Raw genomic sequence first — 23583 nt, forward strand, 5'->3', positions numbered from 1 at the left:
GGAGTTTGGCAGAAATGCGATCCACCTTCCCGAATGTCCGCCCCTTTGCTTCGGGGTCGAGAGCCTATGTCTATTACCGTCTACAGCAAGCCCGCTTGCGTTCAATGCACTGCGACCATCCGCGCGCTCAATGCCCGTGGGATCGAGCATGATGTCATCGATCTGACGCTGGATGCCGAAGCGATGGAAAAAGTGACCGGCCTTGGCTACCGTCAGGCACCTGTTGTTGTGGCGGGTGCCGACCACTGGGCAGGCTTCCGTCCGGACCGCATCGCAAGCCTTGGCGCCTGACCCGATCCGATGACCGGGCTGGCCTATTTTTCCTCGGCCACCGGAAACACGCATCGCTTCATCACCCGACTTGGACTGCCCGCTATCCGCATTGGTGGTACAGAAGATCGCTCGGCCAGTTTGGCCGAGCTGCCTTTTGTGCTAATATGCCCGTCTTATAGCGATGGCGAGGGTCGGGGGGCGGTTCCGAAACCCGTGATCCATGCTTTGAACAACCCCGAGATACGCAAGAATATCAAAGGGGTGATCGGCACCGGAAACACCAATTTCGGGATCTACTATGGCTATGCGGGCAAAGTGATTGCCGAAAAATGCAAGATTCCTCTGCTCTATAGATTCGAGCTGAGTGGCACCGACCTAGATATTGCCCGTGTCAGAGACGGGCTCGAGAAATTCTGGAGAGCACAATGCTTGACAAAGCAGACGCCGTAAAAGGGCTCGACCATCACGCGCTGAACGCGCTGTTGAACCTGTATGATGCGGATGGAAAGATCCGTTTCGAGGCCGACAAGCAGGCCGCGCGCGCCTATTTCCTCAACCATGTGAACCAGAACACCGTGTTCTTCCACTCGCTGGATGAGAAGCTCGATTACCTCGTGGACGAGGGCTATTACGACGCTGCTGTGTTGGAGCTTTATGATCGCGACTTCTGCCGTCAGATCTGGGATGCCGCTTACAAGAAGAAGTTCCGCTTCCCGACCTTCCTTGGCGCGTTCAAATATTACACTGCCTATACGTTGAAGACCCGTGACGGTCAGCGTTACCTCGAACGCTATGAAGACCGCGTGGTGATGGTGGCTCTGTCGCTGGCGCGGGGTGACCGCAAGATGGCGCTGTCGCTGACCGAAGAGATGCTGGCAGGCCGTTTCCAACCGGCGACACCCACCTTCCTCAACGCGGGCAAGAAAAGCCGCGGCGAGCTGGTGTCCTGCTTCCTGCTGCGTCTCGAAGACAATATGGAATCCATCGGCCGCTCGATCAACTCGGCGCTGCAGCTGTCGAAGCGCGGTGGCGGTGTGGCCTTGATGCTGACCAACCTGCGCGAAGCCGGTGCGCCGATCAAAGGCATCGAGAACCAGTCCTCGGGCGTCATTCCGGTGATGAAACTGCTCGAAGACAGCTTCTCCTACGCCAACCAGCTGGGTGCGCGTCAGGGGGCAGGGGCGGTCTATCTGAACGCCCACCACCCCGATATCCTGAAATTCCTCGACACCAAGCGCGAGAATGCCGACGAGAAGATCCGCATCAAGACGCTGTCGCTGGGCGTGGTGATCCCCGATATCACCTTCGAGCTGGCGAAACGCGATGCCGAGATGTATCTCTTTTCGCCGCATGACATCCAGAAAGTCTATGGCTGTGCCTTCTCGGAAATCTCGGTCACCGAGAAATACGAAGAACTGGTCGCTGATGCCCGTATCCGCAAGACCAAGATGCGCGCGCGTCGCTTCTTCGAGATTCTGGCCGAAATCCAGTTCGAAAGCGGCTACCCCTATCTGATGTTCGAAGACACGGTGAACCGCGCCAACCCGATCGACGGGCGCATCACCATGTCGAACCTCTGCTCGGAAATCCTGCAGGTGGCCGAGCCCTCGACCTTCAATGAAGACCTCAGCTACGCGCATATGGGCACGGATATCTCGTGCAACCTCGGTTCGCTGAACATCGCCCGCGCGATGGATGGTGGTGACCTTGGCGCGACCGTCGAGGCCGCGATCCGCGCGCTGACCGCCGTGTCGGAAATGTCGGCGATTGACGCTGTGCCCTCGATCCGTAAGGGCAATGACCAGAGCCATGCGATTGGTCTGGGCCAGATGAACCTGCACGGGTTCTTGGCGCGTGAGCGTATCCATTACGGCTCGGAAGAGGGGATCGATTTCACCTCCGCCTATTTCGCGGCTGTGGCCTATCACGCGCTGCGGGCCTCGAATCTGATTGCCCGCGAGAAGGGCGAAAGCTTTGTGGGCTTTGAAAAATCGGCCTATGCCGATGGGTCATTCTTCGAGAAATATGTCACCCGCGACTGGCTGCCCGAGACCGAGACGGTGACAGCCCTTTTCGAGAAATTCGGCATCACTCTGCCCAGCCGCGCCGATTGGGCGCAGCTGCGGGATGATGTGATGGCGCATGGTCTTTATAACCGTAACCTGCAGGCCGTGCCGCCGACCGGTTCGATCAGCTATATCAACAATGCGACCGCCTCGATCCACCCGATCACCGCGCGCATCGAGATCCGCAAGGAAGGCAAGATCGGCCGCGTCTACTATCCGGCACCCTATATGGATAATGACAACCTTGAATACTACAAGGATGCCTATGAGATCGGCCCCGAAAAGCTGATCGATACCTATGCGGCGGCAACCGAGCACGTGGACCAGGGCCTGTCGCTGACCCTGTTCTTCCCCGATAGCGCGACGACCCGCGATATCAATCGCGCGCAGATCCGCGCGTGGAAATCGGGGATCAAGACCATCTATTACATCCGGCTCCGTCAGGCCGTGCTGGAAGGCACGGAAGTGCAGGGCTGTGTCTCCTGCAGCTTGTAACTGTCGGGAAAGGAAGAGTTATGCTTGATCAAACGAAAAAAGCGCCGCTCAAGGGCGTGAACTGGAACCGGCTTCAGGACGATAAGGACCTTGAGGTCTGGAACCGCCTGACCTCGAATTTCTGGCTACCCGAGAAGGTGCCGCTGTCGAATGACGTGCCCTCTTGGGCCAATCTGACAGCCGAAGAGCGCCAACTGACGATCCGCGTTTTCACCGGCCTGACGCTGCTCGACACGGTGCAGAATACCGTTGGTGCGCCGACGCTGATGGCAGATGCGGTGACGCCGCATGAAGAGGCGGTTCTGTCGAATATTGCCTTCATGGAAGCCGTGCATGCGCGCAGCTATTCGTCGATCTTCTCGACGCTGTGCATGACCGCAGAGGTGGATGAGGCCTTCCGTTGGGCGGAAGAAAATCCGCATCTGCAGCGCAAGGCGAATCTGATCCTGAATGAATATAAGGCCGAAGATCCGCTGCGCAAAAAAGTGGCCTCGGTCTTTCTGGAAAGCTTCCTGTTCTATTCGGGTTTCTATCTGCCGATGTGGTGGTCCAGCCGCGCCAAGCTGACCAATACCGCCGATATGATCCGCCTGATCATCCGCGACGAGGCGGTGCATGGCTATTACATCGGTTATAAGTTCCAGCGTGCTTTGGAGAAAGTCTCGGAAGAAGAGCGCGCCGCCGTCAAGGATTTTGCCTTTGCACTGATGTTCGACCTTTATGAGGTCGAGACGCAATATACGGCAGAGCTGTATGACGGTATCGGGCTGACCGAAGATGTGCGCCACTTCCTGCATTACAACGCTAACAAGGCGCTGATGAATCTGGGGTATGAGCCGCTCTTCCCGCCGGAAGCCTGCGAGGTGAACCCCGCGATCATGGCCGCACTTTCGCCCGATAGCGAGAACCACGACTTCTTCTCGGGCTCGGGGTCGAGCTATGTGATCGGCAAGGCCGTGGCCACCGAAGACGAAGACTGGGATTTCTAAGACCCGTCATCCCGTATGTCCTGCGCCTCCGCTTTGGATGTCCGAAGCGGAGGCGTTGTGTTTCCGGTCGCCTCAGATCGACAGAATGCCGCTGCGCATGGCCTTGATGATCGCGAAAGTCCGGCTATTGGCCGCAAGCTTGCGCATCGCGCTTTTGAAATGGCAATCCACCGTGTTATTGCTGATATGCAGGATCGCGGAAATATCGCTGGAGGTTTTGCCGATGGCCGCCCAGCTCAGGCATTCGATCTCGCGTTTGGTCAGGTCGTAATCGTTTTTTCCGGCCAGCTTCAGCGATGCTGACACCCCGTTGAGAGACTGTAAGGCGCGCGCGGCCTCGTTCATCAACGTGTCGTTCAACGCACAGGGATTGGCTTTGGACAGCGAGGCCAGAAGCAGGCTCCCATCAAGATTGTGGATGCTCATGCAGATGCCGGAATACAGCCCGAAATCCTGCGCCTGCCGTTGGACATGGCCATGCGTGTCGCCATAGCCCGACGCATGTTTCAGATCCGACCATTTAACCGGATAGGACACAAGGCGCCCGAATTGCAGCACCGGATCATAGCTATAAAGCTGCTGGCTGGCATAATGGCGGGCCCATTCTTCGGGGTAATTCGTCACATGCATGGTGGGCAGGGATTTTGCCGCCGTGAAATCCTGTGCCCCGATGGCGCAAATCGCGTAATAGTCGAAATCGAGATGCGCCAGATTATGCTCGATTGTGTCCGTCAATTTCGTGGCTGCCGCGCCTGTGCTGTCTCGCATCTCTAAATCCTCGTCTATGACGTCAAATAGCTACCCAAACGCGGTTCTGAACATATCCGATAAAATAATTACGGCGCTTTTGAGCGGGGTCGATAATTGCTGACGCGACCGTAACACCAAAACCGGCGCACAGAAACTCTTCAAAGGTAGGATAACGTAAAGAGGATGACAGTTTGACGACGCGACCCGTCCGGCATCACGCCGCGCGGATGCGCCCGTCTTCCATTTCAAGCACGCGGTCTCCGGTATCGAGGATACGCGCGTCATGGGTCACCATCAGCACCGCAGAGCCGTTCTGGCTCGCCAGATCGCGCAACAGCTCCACCACCATCTTGCCGGTCTTGCCATCCAGCGAGGCGGTCGGCTCGTCGGCCAGCACGATCTTGGGACGGGTGACCAGCGCCCGCGCAATGGCCACCCGCTGGCGTTCGCCGCCCGACATCTCGCGCGGATATTTGTCCAGCGCGTGGGACAGGCCGACCTGTTCCAGCAGGTCGCGGGCCGCTTTGGCGGGCGCAGGGATTTCGGGATGCAGCCGTAACGCCATCAGAAGGTTCTGGGTGGCCGTGAGCGCCCCGATCAGGTTATGCATCTGGAAAATAAAACCGATATGACGCCGGATTTGCAGTCGCTGCTGCGCCGATGTGCCATCCAGACGCTGGCCCAGAACGCTGATCTGGCCTTCCTGAGTGGCGCGAAGCCCGCCGATCAGGGTTAGGAATGTGGTCTTGCCCGAGCCGGAGGGGCCTTTGACGATCACGATTTCGCCGGGATCGAACCTGCCGCTCAGGTCGAACAGAACCTGCCGGCGCAATGCCTTGCTGCCATAGCTATGCGACAGGCCGGAAAATTCGATTACGGGATGTGTCATTGGAAAAGCTCCGCCGGATCGGCCTTGCGCAGGCGTCTCAGGGCCAGAATGCCCGAGAACAGGCACATGCCAGAGGTCATCAGGAACACCGCAAGCGACCAGCCCGGTGTCAGTCGCAGCGCATAGCCGGTGCTCTGGGCCGTGAAATAATAGATCAGCGCCGAAATCGCCACGCCCGGCACATAGCCCAGACAGGACAGGATCAACGACTGTTTCAGCACCAGCGCCGAAAAATAGCTGTCGCGATAGCCCATCGCCTTGAGGGTGGCATATTCGGGCAGGTGGTCCGTCACATCGGTGTAAAGGATCTGGTAGACAATCACCGAGCCGACCAGAATGCCCATCAAAGCACCGGTGATGAAGATAAACCCGATAGCGGCGGTGGTATTCCAGTAATTCGCTTCGAGCGCCACAAAATCGGCGCGGGTCACGATCTTGATATCCTTGGCCTCCAGATCGGCCTGCAACCTGTCGCGCACCGTTGCCGGATCATATCCGGGGGCCAGTTTGATCAGCCCCAGACTGGGTTCCGCCGCGCTCAGATCGGGGCGGAGCGCAAAGAAGGTGGGGCTGCCCATAACGACGGTGCCATAGGCGATAAACGAGGTGCCCATATCGAAAAGTCCGGTGATCCGCACCGGCTTGTCGGCCAGTTGTGTATCGACATGGCCGGTTTTCGCAAAGGCACCGGTGATGTCGCCGAAATAGGCGGGCAGGCTTTTACGGTCAAACAGCACCGCGCCGCTGACGGCAAACTGGTCCTGCGCCGCGACCAGTTCCGGTAGGTTGATCGCGGGCTTGTCCGGCTCTACGCCGATGGCCATGATCGACCGCGAATAGCCGTTCTCGATATTCTTGAAATTCATCAGCGATACATAAAGCGGGGCCACCTCCTGCACCCCTTCGGTCGCCATCGCCTCGTGCAGACGCATGCGGGAGAACTGGTGCTCGGCGCCGAAATATTCGAAATCGGCAGGCAGCATGACAAGATCGGCCTCAAGGCTGCTATGCACCTTGGTGGCGCTGTCGATCATGGCGTTGTAGAAACCGATCTGCACAAGGATCAGCACCACAGCGAACGCCACGCCGCAAATGGCCGCCAGCAGCCGCCGCGGCTCGAAGCTCAGCAGCCGCCATGCCAGCGAAAATCTTTGGTTGCGTGCGGGCATTATCGGGCCGCCCCACGCGTCTCAATCAGCACGGTCCCCTGAAAACCGTTCAGCAGCAGGACATCTTTGGGGCGATCCAGCGCGATAACCACCTGCACCACCCGTTTTTCCAGATTTTCCAGCGCATCGGTGGCGTAGATCGTCGTTTCGGTCACTTTCGGCAGGACCCGAAGCACCTTGCCACTGACGGGATGCGCCAGCGCGGGGCTTTCGAATCTGGCGGTCTGCCCGACTGCGACAAAGCGGGCCTTGGTCTCGAAAATCTCGGCCAGTGCCTCCATATGGGCGACATCGCCCATCTCGATCAGGTCCTCTCCGGCAATCACCCCTTCGCCCATGCGCTTGTTCAGGTCGAGGATCATTCCGTCAGTGGGCGCGCGGATCACCGATTGTTCCAGCAGGATCTTGTCGTAATCAAGCTGTTTTTGCGCCGTAACCAGCTGGGCTTTGGCCAGTTCCAGCGTTTGCAGGGCGGTGTCGTAATCACTTTGCGAGATCGGCGAGACCGAGGATTTGCGCAGCCGCGATTTCCGTTCGATATCGATCTGGGCGAAATTGACCGAGACCTCTGCCTCGGTCACACCGGCCTCGGCCAAAGCCACGGTGGCCGAAAGAGGCCCGCCGGTATCCAGTTCCAGAAGCGGCTGACCGGCCGTGACCATCTCTCCCTCATGCACCAGCACCTTGCTGATGCGATAGGTGGTATCCCCCGCAGGCCCCGTCAGATAGCGCACGCCATCTTGCGGGCGCAGCCGTGCAAAGCCCGACACGCGGGCGGGGCTTTGCACGCTTGGCGCGTCCTGCGCCAGCGCGGGCCAGGCCTGTGCCGTGCCCAGTGCCAGAACGGCCATGAAGATCCTCAAGCGAGGGTGGAAAGAGGGAAGACCCGACATGGACATTCTGCCTTTATTGTCGTGAGAGATATTGGCGCGATCAACCCGCGCGGTGGTCAGGATTTGAACGCGCCATAGGGCAGGAAGAGCGGGGTCGAGCGGCAGTAGCGCGCCCAGTTCTCGCCATGCCGTTCTTGCGAGAGTTTCTCGTTTTTCGGGATCGCATCGAAGAAATACTGCAAGAGGTTCACCACCGGCGCGACCAGCCCCCAAGGCCAGACAGAGACCAGTGCGAAAGACAGGTAAATCAGGAAATCCCCGAAATAATTGGGATGGCGCGACAGGCCCCAGAACCCGCCATGCAGCAGCTTGCCGCGATTTTCGGGGTTCTGCTTGAAGGCCCATTTCTGGTAATCCGCCCCCAGATGGAACAGCGTGCCCAAAGCATAGCAGATCAGCGTCAGCGCATCATAAAGCCCGAACGGATCGGTGCGGTCCATCGCGGCAAAGAAGGGCAGCGGATAGAGCCAGCAGAACACCGGCACCAAGACCAGCGGCAGGACCAGAAACTGGCTGGGTTTGACCTGATCCTTCAGCTTGGCCGCCCCTGTCGCATTGAACCAGATCAGCAGCGTATACAGCATCCGCGCCACATAGACCGCCACCAGCGCCACGATCATCCAGCGCCGCCACGCAGCGCCCTCGCCCTGAACGGCCAGCACGATGGTGACGGGCAGGATGCTGAAAAAGCCGAAGACAAAGGGCCATTTGGTGTCGCCCGTGCGCCATGCCGACAGCATGCTCAAAAGCGTGAACAGCACGGTGATCGCGATCATGATCCAATAGACAGGGGTCATTTCTATATCTTTCTTGAATGGTTAACGTAATTTCATCGCGCGGGCGACGATCTCGCGCTGCATTTCGGAGCTGCCCGAGAAAATCCGCGCGGGCATGGCGTCATTGAGAAACCGGTTCACGGGATGGGTAGCCGTCATCGCCTCGCCGCCGAAAATCTGCATTGCATCCTGTCCGATCTGCACCGCCGATTCCGCGATCCAGATCTTGCTCAGGGCGACGGTCTGCTCGCAGGGCTTGCCCTGATCATAGAGCCATGCCGCCTTATACAGCAAAAGCCGTGCGGTCTCGATTTTCAGGCGCATATCGACCAGCCGGTTCGAGATGGCCTGATTGGCCCCGATATGGCGCCCGAATTGCACGCGGGTGCGCGCATGCTCCAGACAGAGCGCCAGAATGCGCTCCATCGCGCCCAGATAGATGGAAAACAGGCAGCATCTTTCCCAGACCATGCTCTCGTGGAACAGGCTGGCTCCGGCACCTTCCGGCCCGATCCGGAAGCTTTCCGGCAGCGCGCAATCTTGGAAATGCACGCTGCCCCACGGGCTGGAGCGCAGGCCTGACTTGCTTTCCTCGGCGCTGATCGTCACGCCGGGATGATCGGTGGGCAGCACGAAACAGCTGATCCCGAAAAAGGAAGAGGTCGCATCGGTCCGGGCATAGGCCACCAGCATATCCGCGACAGGGGCGTTGGTGATAAACCGCTTCGTGCCGTTGAGGATATAGTGCCCCCCCTGTTTCTCTGCCCGCGTTTTCATGGCGAAGACATCCGAGCCGGACCCCTCTTCTGAAATCGCGTTGGCGGCGATTTTGCGGCCCTGTGCCATTGCGGGCAGCCAGTCGGTTTTCTGGCTGTCTGTGCCGCCCCGCCAGACCGGAATGACACAGGCGAAGAGATGCGCACAAAGCGAAAACAACAAGCCCAGATCGGGGACATGACGGGCGATTGTCTCGTAGCTCTGGATGGTTTCAAGCGCACCTGCCGCGGTGCCGCCATAGGTCTCGGGCAGCGGCAGCCCCGCCAGCCCCATCGCGCAGAGCCTGTCCCATTGCGGGCGCGAGAAGCCAGACGGGGACTGCGGGTCCTTGGCGCAGGTTGCGGCAAAATCTTGGGCAAAGCGCGCCAGATGGCTGTTGCGCTCCTGCTGTTCGGGGGAAAGGGAGAAATCCATGACAGACCTTCAGTCAGACAGTAAGGGGGAATGGTCGGCACAGGGAGCGGCACAGGGGTCGCGCTGCGCGGAGGTCGCATGCAGGATCACACTGGTTTCCACGCGCGGGGTGACGATCTCCGCCGGTTTTTGTGCTCCGAGACGGGCGATGAAACAGGGCCACTCCGTGAGCCGGAGCGATAGGCGCAATGCGTCACGCGGGCGCGCGTGTTGGAGAAGCACGCTCAGCGGATGGATCTGCAACCCCAGATGCGCCGCCGCCAGCCACAGCTCGGCCAGCCGGTTGCCGGTTTCCAGCAGATCGCCAAAGGACAGGTTCGGTGTCCGTGCCTGCAAAATCAGGATGGCAGGGGTGGTGCGCACCAGATCGGCCAGTTCGCGTGCCAATGTCCGCGCCAGCCCGAACGGGCGCAGGCATTGCATCGTGACCGGATGCAGAAGCAGTTGCAGCAGCTTGCGCCTGAGCGTCGGTAGCGGCCCGAGCAGCGCCTCGATCGGGAAGCCGCGCGTTTTTGCGACCTGTGGCGCGGGCTGGAAATGGATATGGCGGTAGGTCTCTGACCATGCAGCGAAATTCGAGAAATCCAGCGCCCCGTAATGGGCCACAAGAGCCGCCACCTTCTGACGGGTCTGCGGGTCTTGGATGATCCTTAGGTCGGCCGGCTGGCCGGTGCCCAGCAGTGGCCAGTGGCGTGCCGCCAGACGCGCGCAATCGGCGCGGCTGATGGGGGTTGCGGCGAAGGGGCCACGGGTGGTGCGCCGGTTGCGGACCTGTTCGGCAAAGGCATCCAGCCCCGTGCGCGTTTCCACAGCCGGCAGGGTGATCGTGATCCGCAGCGCCCTGTCCCCTTCGACATGGCAGCGCCATTGCGCGCCGCCCAAGTCCAGCACATGGCAGAAAATGCCTGCAAACAGCCCGAGGCTCAGGGCCATCTCCGCCGCAAGCGTGTCCAGCGCCGCCAGACGGGCCGTCTCATCCAGCGTCAGAAGCGCCTGATAGCTGCGCTCCTGCGGCAGGGCCTGCAGGCTGACCTGCCACGGCTGGCAATTATGAGATGACGGTGCCCATCGTGCGATCGAGGCGGCTTGGGTGATCAGCGGTGGGATCTGCGTCATGCGCGGGCCTCCGTGTGGATATGTGCCGAGGCCACCGCAACCGCCGTGCCGCGCCAGATCCCGCCAAACGCGGTCAGGCAGGGCAGGCGGGCATCCCTGACGGCGATGCGGCACCCGTGGCCCCAGCCTGTCCAGAAGATGTCGGAAATCTCGGCAAGACTGCGGGCAAGGCGGGTTTTCAACACGGCTTCCTTGACCGCCCAGAGCACTGGCAGACGCGGGTCGTCCGGGGGGAGCGGGCCCAGCAGATCGCGCTCGGTCGTGCTCAGGAAATAGGGCAGGATCTCGGGCCGGAACGTGGTCCGCGTCTCGATATCGACCCCCAGAGGATGGCGCGCGCAGGCAGCCAGCGCGTATGCGCCGCTATGGGCCAGAGACACCTGCCAGCCCTGCGGCCCCGCCACCGGCCCGCTGCGCCCCTCGCGCGGCAGCAGCGAGAGCGTCCGCAAGGGGCCCAAGCGGGGCATCTGTCGCCGCAATGCGATCTTGGCGGCCAGCCGACCGGCCAGCCACTCGCGCTGCTTCTTGTGCTGTCCGAAACTGTACCACAGATCGTGCTCGGGTGGGGACAGCACCTTTGCGGCCAAGCTGCGCAGCCTGTCGCTTGGCCCGTCCTGTAGCGTCAGGGCGGTGGGGCAATGGGGGCCAAGACGCAGATGGGTGACGGTGATCATAGGCAGGCCGCGCGCCGGTAGCCTTGGCCAAGCTGCGCGCCGGAAAGCTCTTCGACAACCTCGGCCATGCCGGAAAATGCCGCGACGAGGCTGGCAAAGGTCGCGCTGGCCATATCGGCCTCGAAGGCGGCTTGCGAGGTGACGGTGATGACCTCGAAATAGTCGAAGCCCTGTCCGGCATCGGCACGCTGGACGCTGAAGGCCTCGACGCTGGGCAGCTGCGGGCAAGTCGCGTAATCGGTGCCGAGCACCCATGCTTCGAAGGCCGCGGCCTGTTCGGGGGCGAGCAGGCGGATTTTGTGGATAATCAAATGCATATATGATCCGTTTCGTCCAATGCAGCGGGGGCTGCTTCGATAATCATGTGAAAATTCGTGCCACCCGTGCCAAGCGCATTGACGGCGGCGCGGCGATGGGGGGCGGGCATGCGGTCCGCAGGGGAAGAGGTGTCCGCCGTCGGACGGATCTGCCAGCCGCCAGCCTCCAGCCCCAGTTCCGTGCTCAGCGCGCCGCGCAGCAGGGTGGGCGGGGTCTGTCCTGTCTGTACGGCCTCCAGCGCACGGAACAGTCCCGCCATACCGGCGGCTGCAAAGCTGTGCCCGATCAGCGATTTGACCGAACCCAGACTGGCCGGTCCGTGGCGCTGCGCGGCATAGACCGCATTCAGCGCCTCGATCTCGATCCCGTCGCCGCGTCGGGTGCCGGTGCCATGCGCCTCGACATAGCTGACCGTCTCGGGGGCAATGGCCGCATCTTCCAGCGCACGCTGCATCGCCCGCATCTGGCCGCTGGCATCGGGGGCGGTAAAGGACAGCGCATCCGACGACCCGCCAATGCCCAGAATGACCCCTTCGATCGTGCTGGCCTCGCTGGTCTCGGTGGCGCAATCCGCCAGCCGCCGCAGCACCACCGCGCCCGCCCCGTCCCCGGGCGAGAAACCATCCGCAGTCTGGCAGAAGGGCGCGATGCGGCCCGCCGAGAGCATCCTTTGCGCCGAGCAGAGCGTGAAATCGCGCTGGTTGATCGGGGTTTCCGCCGCAATCACCAGCACCGCATCGGCCTGCCCCGCGCGCAACTGGGCGCGGGCCAGATCCAGCGCCGCCAGTGATGAGGCACAGGCACTTTCGACCGTCAGGCCGCTGGCCGCCAGCCCGAATTCCACACTGAGCTGCCTGACCAGATGGCTCGGGAGCATCTCGCAAAGCGGGGTCTGCGGCAGCGGGGCGGGCGTCGGGGTGGGCGGCGGGGCGATATCGCTGCCCAGAATGGCCTCGAGCGCGCTTTGGTGCACCGCGTTCGAGACCTGACGTTCCAGATTGGTGCAAAGCTGCGTTGCCAGAATGATCGACCAGCGCCCCCAGTCCGGCGTGGCCCCCGCCTGAGACAGCGCCTCCTTCGCGACCCTGTAGGCCAAGGCGCGGGTGGCATCGGGAGCCGCCGTGACAGGGCTTTCGGCCCCCTGATCGGAATAGCTGGTCAGGGGGGCTTGTTTCTGGGGATCGAAGGCACAGCTGCGGGGCAGGGCTTCCGCGCTGACAGGGCCGATGCCATTTTCGCCGTCGCGAAACGCCTGACCGACCTGCGCGCGCGTGGTGAAGGGGCCATAGCAGGCCCCGCTGCCCAGAATGGCCAAGGGGGCGGCGCGCGGTGGGGGGGATGCGTTGGTTTGTGCGCCGTTCTCAGTGCCGTGCTGGGCGTCGCGCGACAGGCGCAACTGCCAGCGCTGTCCGTAAAGCGAACGGCCCGCAAGCACGGCCTGTCCGGTTTGTGGCAGGGTTTCCAGCGCGTCCCGCAACTGGCGTGCGACCTCGTGGCCCAGCCCGTAACGCCCTGTCGGAGCGGGGGGCTGAACGGGGTCGACTGCACCAAGATCGGCGGTCTCGATCACGCCCAGAATGGGGTCGCCGTCCTTTTGCGCCAGATCGAGCCTGCGCAGGACCAGAAGGCTTGCGCCTTCCTCCAGCACCAGATCCGGCCCGAAGCGATGCTGTAGCACCGCCGCCATATGCGCCCCTTCGATACGCTGGCCGGTGCCGATGATCACCCTGTCGCTGCTTCCGTCACTCAGGTTGAGCGAGGCCATCTGCAAGGCGTTGACCAGACCGGCCTCGGCATTTTCCAGCGCCAGAATCCGGCCCCGTGCCTTGGTTTCGATGCCGATGCGGGCGGCGATGATACTGGCCATCTCGCCGACCTTGTCATGGGTGGTCGAGCCGAAGGCCTCCTGCAAACGCTTGCGGCCCTGCGCCAGAGGCTCGGGCGGGGACTGGGCCAATGCGCGCACGCCCGCCACCTTGAGCGCATTGCGCAATGTGGCATCGAACCCGCCGCAGATGGTGACAAGGATATCGGTGCGGTCCGCATGGTCCGAAAGCGGCTGTGCCGAAACCGCCTCGCGCGCGAGCCAGAGCAGATTGAGCGTCAGCATAGAGACGGCCCGTTCGTAGATCGGCGGGATCCGGAAACTTGCCGCCGGGCAGGGAGGCGGGGGCAGAAGCGCCACCCGTAGGCCGGACAGTTCCGCCGCGATCCGCGGGTCGCAGGCCGCCAGCCGGTTCGGCGGATAGGGTTGCACCGGCCCCGCTACCGCGTGTCTGGCCGCGACAATCGCCAGTTTGCAGGCCAGACGGGTCTGTGGATATGGCATTGCGGGGCTGGCGCCTGCAAGGGTGCGGGAGGGCTGGGTCATACGGGTTCGACTCTGTGGCTGTGGCGCGGGCCCGGCAGGAAGGCATCTTCCGCGATACGCTGGAGGTGGCGCATATCGGTTTTGCCATTGGGGGTGCGCGGCAGATCCGACATGATCTTCATATGGCGGGGCAGCATGAAACGGGGCAGGAGGTCGCGCAGATGCTCCAAGATCTCCATTTGCGCGGGCGGATGCGCGGCATGGACCGGAGTCACAAAGGCCACCAGTGCCGCCCCGCGCGGGCCGAGGATCTGCACCACGGCCGCTTGGGCTACCGCCGGATGGCGGGCCAGCGCGGCCTCTATCTCGCCCAGCTCGACACGGTTGCCGTTGATCTTGACGATCCGGTCGATGCGCCCGTGATAGACCAGACCTTCGGGCTGTTCGGACACGATGTCCCCCGTCGCATGGCGCCCTGCCGCATGATCGCGCTGGATCGCGGGGTCGGGATGGTTGAGATAGCCGGGCGTGACCATCGTCCCTTCGATGACCAGTTCGCCCTTTTCGCCCGGCGCTACGGCATGGCCGGTCTCGGGGTCGCGGATGAACGCGCGCTGGCCGGGAAGGGGGCGGCCAATCGGGGCGGGATGGTCGGCTGCCAGATCGGCAGGGGTTATGCGATGGAACGTGCAGGCATTGGTCTCTGTCGGGCCATAGAGATTGTAAAGCGGCATATCCGCCCCGACCTGCGCGGCCATCGCGCGCAGATCGCCAATCGGGAAGACCTCGCCTGCGAAGGCGATCTGGCGCAGCGCCGGGGCATGGGCAGGGGCCAGCCGCTTGGCACGGGTCAGCATGGTCAGGATCGAGGGCACGGCATAAACTGTTGTCACCCTATACCGCTTCAGCCCCTCGGAAATGGCGATGATATTGGATTGCTCTGTTGTGGGGATCGGCCAGACAGAGGCCCCCGCCCGCGCCGCCGCGAACAGATCGAAGGTCGAGAGATCGAAGTGGAAGCTGGCATGGTTGCCGATCACATCGGCGGGGCCGAGGCTGAATTCCTTGACCGCCCAGCCGATAAAGGCATCGAGATTGCGATAGGACATCTGCACGCCCTTCGGCACACCTGTCGAGCCCGAGGTGAACAGGATCGCGGCAATCCAGTCGGGTTGCGGCTGTGCGGGGTGGTGCGGCACCGGAGCCAGCCGGTCGAGCCGCAGGCTGGGCACCGGAAGCGCGGGCAGTTCCGCCGTGTCGGCGCAATCGCTGAAGATGACCAGTTGCAGGCTGTCGGGCAGCGGACCGGGCAGATGGGCCAGAAGATCGGGCGAGACCACCAGCACCTCGGGGTGCGCCTCGGCCAGAATTCTTGCCGCCCGCTCGCCCGGTTGCGAGGGGTCAAGCGGGATATAGGCAAGCCCCGCTTCCAGCGCCCCCCAGATCGCGGTGATCGCCTGCGGGCCCTTCTGGGTCCAGATCGCGAGGCGATGCCCTTCCGAGAGGCCCGCGATCTGCAGGTGACCGGCCAGACGCGCGACCTGTGTGTAAAGCGCGCCATAGGACAGCGGCGTCTCGCCCTTCAGGCACGGGGCCTCGGGCGTGCGGGCTGCATGAACGCGCAGCCCCTGTGTGACCGGTGTGAACGGCGCGGCCTGCTGGCGGGAGATGTCAGTCATCGACCTCGATCCCCACTTCCTTGGCGCTTTCGATCAGGATCTGGGCGGCCAGATCGAGATCTTCCAGCGTATGTTCCGAGGTGACCGAAATACGCAGCCGTGCATCGCCCACCGCCACGCCGGGGAAGACCACGGTCTGGCAGAACATCCCGCGGGACCGGACCGCACGCCCCAGTTCCAGTGTCTTGCGGTCATCACCGATGACGACGGGCAGGATCGCGCTCTGGGTCTCGCCCAGATCGAAGCCCGCCCGCAGCAGGCGGCTCTTGAGATGGTCGATATTGCGCCAGAGTGTGGCCAGCCGTTGCGGCTCGGTCATCATCAGCTCGATCGACATGATCAACCCTGCCGCGACATGGGCGGGGATGGTGGCGGCGAACACATAGGAATTGGCGTAGAAGCGCAGATATTCCACCACCTCGGCCCGCGCCGCGACAAAGCCGCCAACGCCTGCGAGCGTTTTCGAGAAGGTGCCCAGTTCCAGATCGACCTGCCCCTTCATCCCGAAATGCTCGCTGGTGCCCGACCCCGTCTTGCCCAGCACACCGGTGGAATGGGCATCATCCACCAGCACCTTGGCGTCGTATTTGCGCGCCAGCTCCACCAGACGCGGCAGATCGACGATATCGCCATGCATGGAGAACACGCCATCGGTCACGATCAGGCGCCCGCCCTCGGCATCGGCACTGCGTTCCAGCGTGCGTTCCAGCGAGGCGATGCTGTGCTGGTAGATCTTGCGCGAGGCCCCCGACAGCTTGCAGCCATCTTGGATGCTCATATGGTTGATCGCATCGGTAAAGACCATGTCACGCTGCGAACAGAGCGCCGAGATCGTGCCCAGATTGGCGGAATAGCCGGAGGGGAACACGATGGAATCCTCGGTGCCCTTCAGCAGCGACAGTTTTGTTTCCAGCTCTTTATGCAGGATATTCGACCCGCCAATCAGGCGGCAGCCGGTATTGGTCGCCCCATAGCGGGTTGCGGCATCGCGGATGGCCTCGAGCACCCGCGGGTCATTGGCCAGCCCGAGATAGTTGTTCGAAGCGAACATCAGGAATTCGCGGGGGCGGCCCGCCACCTCGTCAAAAATCACCGCGCGGTTCTGGCAGGGGGTCTCCAGCGGCATTCCGTACCAGTAATAGCCCTGCGCCCGTTGGGCCTGATAGAAGGCGCTGAATTCCCTGGCCTTATGGAACAGGTCACGGCTGGGCAGGTCGGCAAAATCGCGCATGGTGCGGGTGTCTTGCGGCGCAACGGGGCGCACGTCCTCGGTGGGGGCGTCCTGCGCGGCATTGAGCAGGGTGTCGACCAGATCCGCCGCCCCGCTCGGGGCCGGTTGCGCCGCCAATTCGGGCAGGGGCGCAGCGCCAAGCCGCTCCAGCAGCTGGCGGGTGAGATCACGGATCGAACGGATCCCGTCCAGACTGCCCCCTGCACAGTTGCACCGGCCCATCAGATCGGAATGGATCTCCAGCAGGACGATGCTGTCAATGCCCAGATCGGCCTCGAATTCGGCCTCGGGCGAAAGCTGTTCGGGGCTGTAGCCGGTATGGTGCTGCACGACCGTAAGGGTCAGCGCGAGCGCGGTTTCGTCACGCGAAAGGTCCAGGGTGGTCTGGTCGTCGCTCATCTCATCTCTCCTGTTGGGGGCGTCCGCAGGACGTGTCAGGCCACGCCCGGTGTCATCAACTCGGTGGTCATGCGGGCAATCGCGCGGATATCGGCAAAGTTTTCCGGCACGATTTTCGTCAGCGGCACCTGAATGTCGAACTGCGCCTGAAGCAGCTCGATCAGGTCGAAGAAGGCGCTGGAATCGAGAATGTTCAGCTCCAGCAGCGGCGTGTCGGGCGTCAGCGCCTGATCTTGGCCAAGGCCGTAATTCTCTTCGATAATCTCAAGGATCTGTTGTTCCATAATCGGGTCCAGTCTTCAGGGTCAGGGTTTTTCGCCGATCAGCAGGACACGCGGTCCCGCCAGCGATGCGGCACGCACGTTCACAAAGCCCGCCGCGCGGAAACGTTCGAGATATTGCCCCGTCGTGCTTTCGATGCCGCCATCGCAGGAGACGAGCATATTGATCGACAACAGCGCGACAAAGGCGGGGCCGGACAGGTCATCATCAAGCGGTGTCTCGCTGGCGATGAAGGTGGCTTTGGGGGGCAGGGCTGCAAAGAGGTTGGACAGGATCGTGGCTTGGGTCTCGGCGCTGTAATCATGCAGCATCCAGCCCATATGCACGAGATCGGCCGAAATCTCGGGCAGGTTCCCCGTGATCACATCCCCTTCATACACCGCGATGCGCCCGTCCATGCCCGCCTGCGCCAGTTCCTTGCGCATATGGGTCGCGGCCTCGGGCAGGTCGCAGACCGCGGCGTCAAGCTGCGGATTGGCCGCCAGCACCGCGCGCGGCAATGCGGCACGCCCCGAGCCGATATCGAGGAAGCTGCGATAGGGGGTGAAGTCGAAGTCACGGGTAAAGCTTTCCACGAAAGGATCGGCCAGCACGCTGAGGAAGGCGTGGAAATCCGCGACATCGGCAGGGTCCGAATACAGCATCTCGAACCATTTGCGCGGGTCGTTGAAGACCTTCTCGCGCTGGTTGCGGTTCTCGCGGATGCCAGCGGCGGCCTGTCCCCAGAGCGGGTAGAGGAATTTGGCCGCATGGCGGGCCAGCCCGCCCATATAGGCTGCGCCGTCCCGCAGCAGATAGGGGCGCAGATCGGCGGGCAGCGCGAAGCCCGCTTGGGTGCGGCTCAGAAAGCCCATCGTTGCCAGCGCGATCAGCAGTTGCTGGCCCGAACTTTCGGGCAGGGCGCAGGTGGCGCAGATCTCGCGGGCCTGGGCCCCGTCGCGGGCGGCCTCGAAAATGCCAAGCTCGTAGCCGCTGATCAGCGCCTGTGCGTTGAAAAATGACAACAGGGTGCCGCTGACATGGGCAAGGGGAGTGTCCATGAATTGGTCCTCAGTTCAGGAAGGTCGACATGTCGGCGCAGACGGCACGGAAGGCCTCGACGAAACGGTCGGCCTGATCCTGCGTCAGCGTCAGAGGGGGTTGCAGACGGATGACGGTGTTGGAATTCGCGGTGACGAAGGTGAGGATGTTGTGATCCTGTGCCAGCTTGGTGACGAAGCGCATGCAGAACATTTCCGACAGCGACCCTTCGAAGCGGCGCATCGCGTCCAGCAGGTTCTCGCGGACCTGATCGGGCAGGAAGCGCCATGTCATGTGCCAGTCGCCGGGCAGGCGGGTGGCAAATTCATGCGCCCCGGCCGAGACCGCCCCCGAGAAGTCGGCGGCAAAGGCCACCGCCAGCATCAGACCCTTGCCGCGGATCTCGCCGATAAAGGGGAATTCGGCGGTGGCTTCGGCCAGCTTGTGGCGCAGCGCCTCACCGACCCGATGGGCATTGTCCATCACCGTCCCGTCGGCCATCGCCTCCAGCGTGGCAAGCCCCGCAACTGCGGCCATATTGCCTCCGCCAAAGGTGGAGCTATGCGCCACAAAGCGGTCACTGCTGCCATAGGCACGGTCCCATGTCTCCGCACGGCACAGCGTCGCGCCAATCGGCATCAGACCGCCCGAGAGCGATTTCGACAGGCACAGGATATCGGCATGGATGCCCTCCCACTGGCTGGCCAGAAAACGCCCCGTGCGCCCCATACCGGTCTGCACCTCGTCAAGGATCAGCAGCACGCCATAGCGGTCACACAGCTGGCGGACGCCGCGCAGATAGCCCTCGGGCGGCACATGCACCCCGCCTTCGCCCAGGATCGGCTCGACGATGAACGCCGCGATATCGCCTTGCGACAGAACCGCCTCCAGCGCGTCCAGATCGCCAAAGGGCACAGAGACCGTGCCCGGCAGCAGCGGGCGGAACGGGCGCTGGTGTTTGTCGCGTCCGGTCACCGAAAGCGCGCCGAGGGTCTTGCCATGATAGCTGTTCTCGACATGGGCGATGATGTGGTGCGCGGAGGCGGCGCGCGCCAGTTTCAGCGCGGCCTCGATGGCCTCGGTGCCCGAATTCGAGAAGAACACCCGCTCCATCCGCCCGCCCACGGTCTGGCAAAGCCGCTCGGCCAGCAGCGCCGTCTGTTTTGGGAACGAGACATATTGCACGAAATTGGGCTGCGATCCGGCCAGAAACGCCTGTAGCGAGGTCACCACGGCGGGCGGGTTATGCCCCAGATTGAGGCAGCCATAGCCCGCCACGAAATCCAGATAGTCCTGCCCCTCGGTATCGGTCAGCACCACGCCCTGCGCCGTCTCGAAGACGCGGTCGCAATGCAGGGTCTGCAGGAAATCGGCCAGATAGGGGTTGATATGGCGGCGGAAACGCTGCGCGGTATCATAATGGGTCTGGCTGTGGCGTTCGGGGAGGATCGGTTGCGCGGTCAGCCCGCTTTCCTTTGGGCGGTCGGTGCAGTGATAGCGGCGGAAGCTGGCAACGAACGAGGGCTCGACGCGCTGGCCATAGGAGGCCAGCGGATCGGGGGCAAAGCCATGCCGCTGGGCGATCTCGCCAATCGCCAGCACCTTCTCGCTGTCCAGACTGCGCCCGATGGAATAGATCTCGGCGCGGCCTTCCAGAGCCAGCACCAGCGTTTCGGCCAGACAGGCATTGAGTTGCTGCTTGATGGTTAGATTCAGGCTTTCGCCGCCGATCCGCACCTGATCGGAAGCGGTCACACAGCCGCCATCGATGATCAGGATATCCTCGCGCTGGGTGGCCACGCTTTCCTCGACATCGCGCGGCAGCGCCACATCGATCACGATTGAACCGGCGGCAAGGCGATGTGCGTCGATCACCCCGCCCGCCGATGTGGCGGCCACGAAAAAGCGGGTCTCGCCATAGAAGGCCGAGATATCGCCGCTCAGGCGCAGCTTGTGGTGCCAGCGTTCGGGCAGATGCGCGAGCAGATCCTCGGGTTTGGCCCCTTGGCGGTGGACAAGATCCAGTTCGACGCCTTCCTCCAGCAGCAACCGCGCAATCACCAGCGCGATAGAGCCGGGATAGCCCACGATGCAGACACGGTGATCGCTGGGGCGTAGCTGCATCCAGCGCATGACCTGTTGCAGCGCCCGATAGGCGGCATAAGCGGTCAGGGAATTGCCGCTGGTGACAGGAACGGGGCTGGCATTGGCGACCTCGATCCCGCGACGCCCGACGATAGAGGTGAACCCGCCCAGCCCCACCAGATCGGCCCCGTCAGCGGCCAGCGATTTTGTGCCTTGGATGACGCGGCGCAGGCTGCCTTGAGCGTCATGGATCATTTCCTGTGCGGTCAGCGGCAGATAGCGCACCTGCCCCGAGGTCTCGGCCCCTGTCGCGCTGACGATGCGGTCGAAATTCATGAAGGGCACAAGGTTGTTATGCGACCAGAGATCGCGGGAATAGCCGCTGTGGAAATCCTGGCTGCTGCGCTGCACCAGATCGAGCATTTTCACATAGCGTTTCAAAGGGACAGAGGTCGGATGGGCGATGAAACCGAAGCGCATGGCTAGATCCTTTCTTCGGTATGGGCGCGGAGCGGGCGGTTGCGCCGTCCCGCCAGTTGGTCTTGCTGCCAGCCCGAAACATGGGCCAGAGACATGCCGTCGCCCTCGTTGTTATGGGCCAGATTGACGGTAAAGAGATTGATCCGCCCGCGTTTGCGCAGATCATGGCGCAGGGCGTCGGGGTCGAATGTGTTGATGGCGCGGGTCACGACCTGATAGCCGCACATATCCTGCTGGCTGTCCTGCGTGCCCAGATTGAGCACCCGCATCTGCCGGGACGTGCGGTTGAACAGGATCCGCTCCTGATACGAATTGATGGCCGAGAGGCCGCTATTGGCCAGCACGAAAATGGTCACGCTCAGGTCGCGGCGCGCCCCGTTGGCAAGGGCGTTTTCCAGCAGGCTGGGCAGGATGTCGGGCACCAGAGCGCGTGCCCCGTCCCCGACAAAGACCAGCAGATCGGTGGCGGCGGTCTGCGCCAATGCGACCGTTGCGGTATAGGCATCGCCCATCAGCGCCCTCCCGTACCAGCCCGAAAAGCCCGCGCGGGTTCTGGGCAGGTTGCGGATGGCCGAGATGCCGCAGCGTCCCACATCGTAAAGCCCCGTGAAATCGTAGCCCTCGGCCTCGATCATATGGCGCAGGAGCGCGCCCAGCTGACCGAAGAAATAATTGGGTGTCATCGGCAGGACGGGCAGGCTGCTGGACAGGTCCTTCTCGCCCTCGCGGGCCAGTGCGATCGCCGCACGACGGCGGGCCAGCAGGGCGTCGGAGATATCCAGCCGCGCCAGAAGATAGGCAAGGGCGGCTTCGGGGTCGTGGCGGATCGCCAGATCGGCAAAGGGGGCGAGGTGGTCGCTGCGGCGGACGATCTGCGCGATCTGGAACTGCTGGCGCAGCTTGCTTTCACCGAAAGGCGTGGCCGCCTGCGAGATCTTGTCCTCCATGAAAATCAGCGCCTGCGTCTCGCGCGGGGCAATCCGGCCGCCGCGATACAGATAGCGGTAGACCGGATCGGAAAAGCCATAAACACCAAGCGTGCCGAGATAGTTGGGGTTGGGACGCCCGTTGTGATGGCTGGCCACCATGCCCGGATGCAGGATGCTGTCGACCAGCGCGATGCCGCTTGCCTCGGCCAGCTCGGTCACAAGCTGGCGGCAGCGGGGCGGCAATGCGCCGGGCTGTAAAAGCAGGCCTTCGGCATCGCCATTGACCAGATCGACCATATCATCCAGCGCGGCGGGCGGCGCGTGGCTTTGCGTCTGGTCCTGTGCGGGGACGGGAACGCAGGGGGTGGGGACGCAGGGGGAGGGAACGCGGGGGGTGGGCGGCGCGGCCATATTCATGACGGCCTGCGTGGCCAGAATGACCACCGGTCCGCGATCTGCGGCATAAAGCGCCATCGCCTGTTCCAGCCCCCGCGCCAGATCCTGCGGCTCGCTGATATAGACAAAGGGCACACCGCGCGCATGCAGCACGTCGCGACTGTCGAATTCGGGGTTGATGGTGGATTGGAACGCATACCACAGCGCCGGTTTCTGTTCGGCGCAGATCAGGAAACCGCGCGCGCGGGTCTCGTAGAGATTGGCAAAAGTGCCGCGGAATTCATCGATCATTCCCGAGGTGACGATGGTGACCGAGGGCTTTTCGTAAAGCTGCCAGTTGGCCATCGCCCCGCAGGCCAGAGAATGCTCGTTCGGGCCGCGCAGGACAGGCACGTTCTGCGCGGCGGCCTGATCCTCGAACGCTGTGATCAGGCTGGAGACCACAGAGCCGGTATAATATTGCAAGACCCAGTTCGACCCCGCCTGCTGCGCCAGAAACGCCGCAAGCGTCGAGGCCATAAGGCTGGTGGGGCGTTTCTGGCTACCGGGACGGATCTTGCGATTGGCAAGGCTCAGTTCGTAGAAATCCATCCATAGCGACAGCAGATGGGCGCGCAGCACATCCATATCACCGGGCAGCAGGCAGCGGATGAAATTCATCGGGTGGATATGGTAATGCGGCATCTCCGCCGACTGGAACACGGCGGTCGAGGTCGGCGTCTGGAACGCCTGCAGGTTGCGCGCGCGCAGCCGGTCATAGAACCAGTTCAGATCATTCTCGATCTCGGCGGTCGAACGCCCTGCGTGATAGGGGTCGGAATAATCGATATAGGCCATGCCGATGTGATGCACGTTATCGCGCCGGTCACAGGCCTGAAGCCTGTCGAGCGCGCCCGACAGGCTTTGGGCATGCACGACATTCAGCGAAAGCCGGTTCTGATGCCCCGCAAGGGCGCGGATCGCGCGGGTCCGCGCCGTCTGGTAATGCGGTCCGGCCTCGGGCATGGCGTGGTCCAGCACGCTCCAGTCACTGTCCAGCGTGACCTCGTCGAACAATGTGTCGCGCAGGTCGGAAATCACCGAGGCACCGGCATGGAACAGGTCTGCATTGCGCGTGACAACTATGACGCTGACGCAAATATCCATAATATCTTCCTTAGGGTCGAAGGGAT

Annotated in this window: 20 protein-coding genes; 4 read left to right on the top strand and 16 right to left on the bottom strand. The window is 62.7% G+C overall.

Annotated features, from left to right (window positions below; all coding sequences use genetic code 11):
* Positions 1 to 66: 66 nt before the first annotated feature.
* From nrdH to nrdF, 4 genes are read left to right on the top strand one after another with little or no spacing between them, the layout of a single operon-like run.
* Positions 67 to 291: a glutaredoxin-like protein NrdH gene (gene nrdH, locus AC2ISB_RS16275; RefSeq protein WP_330647143.1), complete on the top strand. Its 225-nt coding sequence runs from the start codon at positions 67 to 69 to the stop codon at positions 289 to 291.
* Positions 292 to 300: 9 nt separating this feature from the next.
* Positions 301 to 723 carry a class Ib ribonucleoside-diphosphate reductase assembly flavoprotein NrdI gene (gene nrdI / locus AC2ISB_RS16280; RefSeq protein WP_330647142.1) on the top strand — a complete coding sequence of 141 codons (423 nt, stop codon included), beginning with the start codon at positions 301 to 303 and terminating at the stop codon, positions 721 to 723.
* Positions 699 to 2834, top strand: coding sequence for a class 1b ribonucleoside-diphosphate reductase subunit alpha (nrdE, locus tag AC2ISB_RS16285; protein WP_486577230.1), 2136 nt, complete (start codon positions 699 to 701; stop codon positions 2832 to 2834). The genes nrdI and nrdE overlap by 25 nt, the downstream gene beginning before the upstream one ends.
* A 20-nt stretch (positions 2835 to 2854) precedes the next feature.
* Complete coding sequence (nrdF, locus tag AC2ISB_RS16290) at positions 2855 to 3823, top strand: class 1b ribonucleoside-diphosphate reductase subunit beta (RefSeq protein ID WP_330647140.1); 969 nt, start codon at positions 2855 to 2857, stop codon at positions 3821 to 3823.
* 72 nt (positions 3824 to 3895) lie between these two features.
* On the opposite strand, the gene AC2ISB_RS16295 is transcribed toward nrdF, so the two are convergent.
* From AC2ISB_RS16295 to pigD, 16 genes are all read right to left on the bottom strand, one after another.
* On the bottom strand, positions 3896 to 4591 hold the full coding sequence (locus tag AC2ISB_RS16295; RefSeq protein ID WP_330647139.1) for an autoinducer binding domain-containing protein: 696 nt from the start codon (positions 4589 to 4591) through the stop codon (positions 3896 to 3898).
* Between the two features lie 196 nt (positions 4592 to 4787).
* On the bottom strand, positions 4788 to 5462 hold the full coding sequence (locus AC2ISB_RS16300; protein WP_330647138.1) for an ATP-binding cassette domain-containing protein: 675 nt from the start codon (positions 5460 to 5462) through the stop codon (positions 4788 to 4790).
* Positions 5459 to 6631 carry an ABC transporter permease DevC gene (gene devC / locus AC2ISB_RS16305; protein ID WP_330647137.1) on the bottom strand — a complete coding sequence of 391 codons (1173 nt, stop codon included), beginning with the start codon at positions 6629 to 6631 and terminating at the stop codon, positions 5459 to 5461. The genes AC2ISB_RS16300 and devC overlap by 4 nt, the downstream gene beginning before the upstream one ends.
* Positions 6631 to 7482 (bottom strand): efflux RND transporter periplasmic adaptor subunit, encoded by an 852-nt coding sequence (locus AC2ISB_RS16310; RefSeq protein WP_330647136.1) that lies wholly within the window; start codon positions 7480 to 7482, stop codon positions 6631 to 6633. Before AC2ISB_RS16310 ends, devC begins: the two co-directional genes overlap by 1 nt.
* Positions 7483 to 7580: 98 nt before the next feature.
* Entirely contained in the window at positions 7581 to 8321 is a 741-nt protein-coding gene (locus tag AC2ISB_RS16315) for a DUF1295 domain-containing protein (RefSeq protein ID WP_486577231.1), read from the bottom strand.
* A gap of 21 nt (positions 8322 to 8342) precedes the next feature.
* Positions 8343 to 9491: a prodigiosin MBC biosynthesis dehydrogenase PigA gene (gene pigA / locus AC2ISB_RS16320; RefSeq protein WP_486577233.1), complete on the bottom strand. Its 1149-nt coding sequence runs from the start codon at positions 9489 to 9491 to the stop codon at positions 8343 to 8345.
* Positions 9492 to 9500: 9 nt separating this feature from the next.
* The gene (locus AC2ISB_RS16325) at positions 9501 to 10607 is read right to left on the bottom strand and encodes a nitroreductase family protein (RefSeq protein WP_486577235.1); all 1107 of its coding nucleotides are present in this window, start codon (positions 10605 to 10607) and stop codon (positions 9501 to 9503) included.
* On the bottom strand, positions 10604 to 11281 hold the full coding sequence (locus AC2ISB_RS16330; protein WP_486577236.1) for a 4'-phosphopantetheinyl transferase family protein: 678 nt from the start codon (positions 11279 to 11281) through the stop codon (positions 10604 to 10606). The genes AC2ISB_RS16325 and AC2ISB_RS16330 overlap by 4 nt, the downstream gene beginning before the upstream one ends.
* Positions 11278 to 11598 (bottom strand): hypothetical protein, encoded by a 321-nt coding sequence (locus AC2ISB_RS16335; RefSeq protein WP_486577237.1) that lies wholly within the window; start codon positions 11596 to 11598, stop codon positions 11278 to 11280. The genes AC2ISB_RS16330 and AC2ISB_RS16335 overlap by 4 nt, the downstream gene beginning before the upstream one ends.
* Positions 11589 to 13970, bottom strand: a complete 2382-nt coding sequence (locus tag AC2ISB_RS16340; RefSeq protein ID WP_486577238.1) for a beta-ketoacyl synthase N-terminal-like domain-containing protein — start codon at positions 13968 to 13970, stop codon at positions 11589 to 11591. The genes AC2ISB_RS16335 and AC2ISB_RS16340 overlap by 10 nt, the downstream gene beginning before the upstream one ends.
* Positions 13967 to 15589, bottom strand: a complete 1623-nt coding sequence (locus AC2ISB_RS16345; RefSeq protein ID WP_330647129.1) for an AMP-binding protein — start codon at positions 15587 to 15589, stop codon at positions 13967 to 13969. The genes AC2ISB_RS16340 and AC2ISB_RS16345 overlap by 4 nt, the downstream gene beginning before the upstream one ends.
* A complete protein-coding gene (locus AC2ISB_RS16350) occupies positions 15582 to 17219 on the bottom strand; it encodes an aminotransferase class I/II-fold pyridoxal phosphate-dependent enzyme (RefSeq protein ID WP_486577239.1) in 1638 nt (545 codons plus the stop codon). The genes AC2ISB_RS16345 and AC2ISB_RS16350 overlap by 8 nt, the downstream gene beginning before the upstream one ends.
* A gap of 35 nt (positions 17220 to 17254) precedes the next feature.
* A complete protein-coding gene (locus AC2ISB_RS16355; RefSeq protein ID WP_330647127.1) occupies positions 17255 to 17503 on the bottom strand; it encodes an acyl carrier protein in 249 nt (82 codons plus the stop codon).
* 21 nt (positions 17504 to 17524) lie between these two features.
* Positions 17525 to 18541 (bottom strand): methyltransferase, encoded by a 1017-nt coding sequence (locus AC2ISB_RS16360; RefSeq protein WP_486577240.1) that lies wholly within the window; start codon positions 18539 to 18541, stop codon positions 17525 to 17527.
* 10 nt (positions 18542 to 18551) lie between these two features.
* A complete protein-coding gene (pigE, locus tag AC2ISB_RS16365) occupies positions 18552 to 21086 on the bottom strand; it encodes a prodigiosin MAP biosynthesis aminotransferase PigE (RefSeq protein ID WP_330647125.1) in 2535 nt (844 codons plus the stop codon).
* A gap of 2 nt (positions 21087 to 21088) precedes the next feature.
* Positions 21089 to 23557, bottom strand: a complete 2469-nt coding sequence (pigD, locus tag AC2ISB_RS16370; protein ID WP_486577241.1) for a prodigiosin MAP biosynthesis protein PigD — start codon at positions 23555 to 23557, stop codon at positions 21089 to 21091.
* Positions 23558 to 23583 lie beyond the last annotated feature (26 nt).

Source organism: Thioclava sp. NS-SX20, from assembly GCF_057380695.1.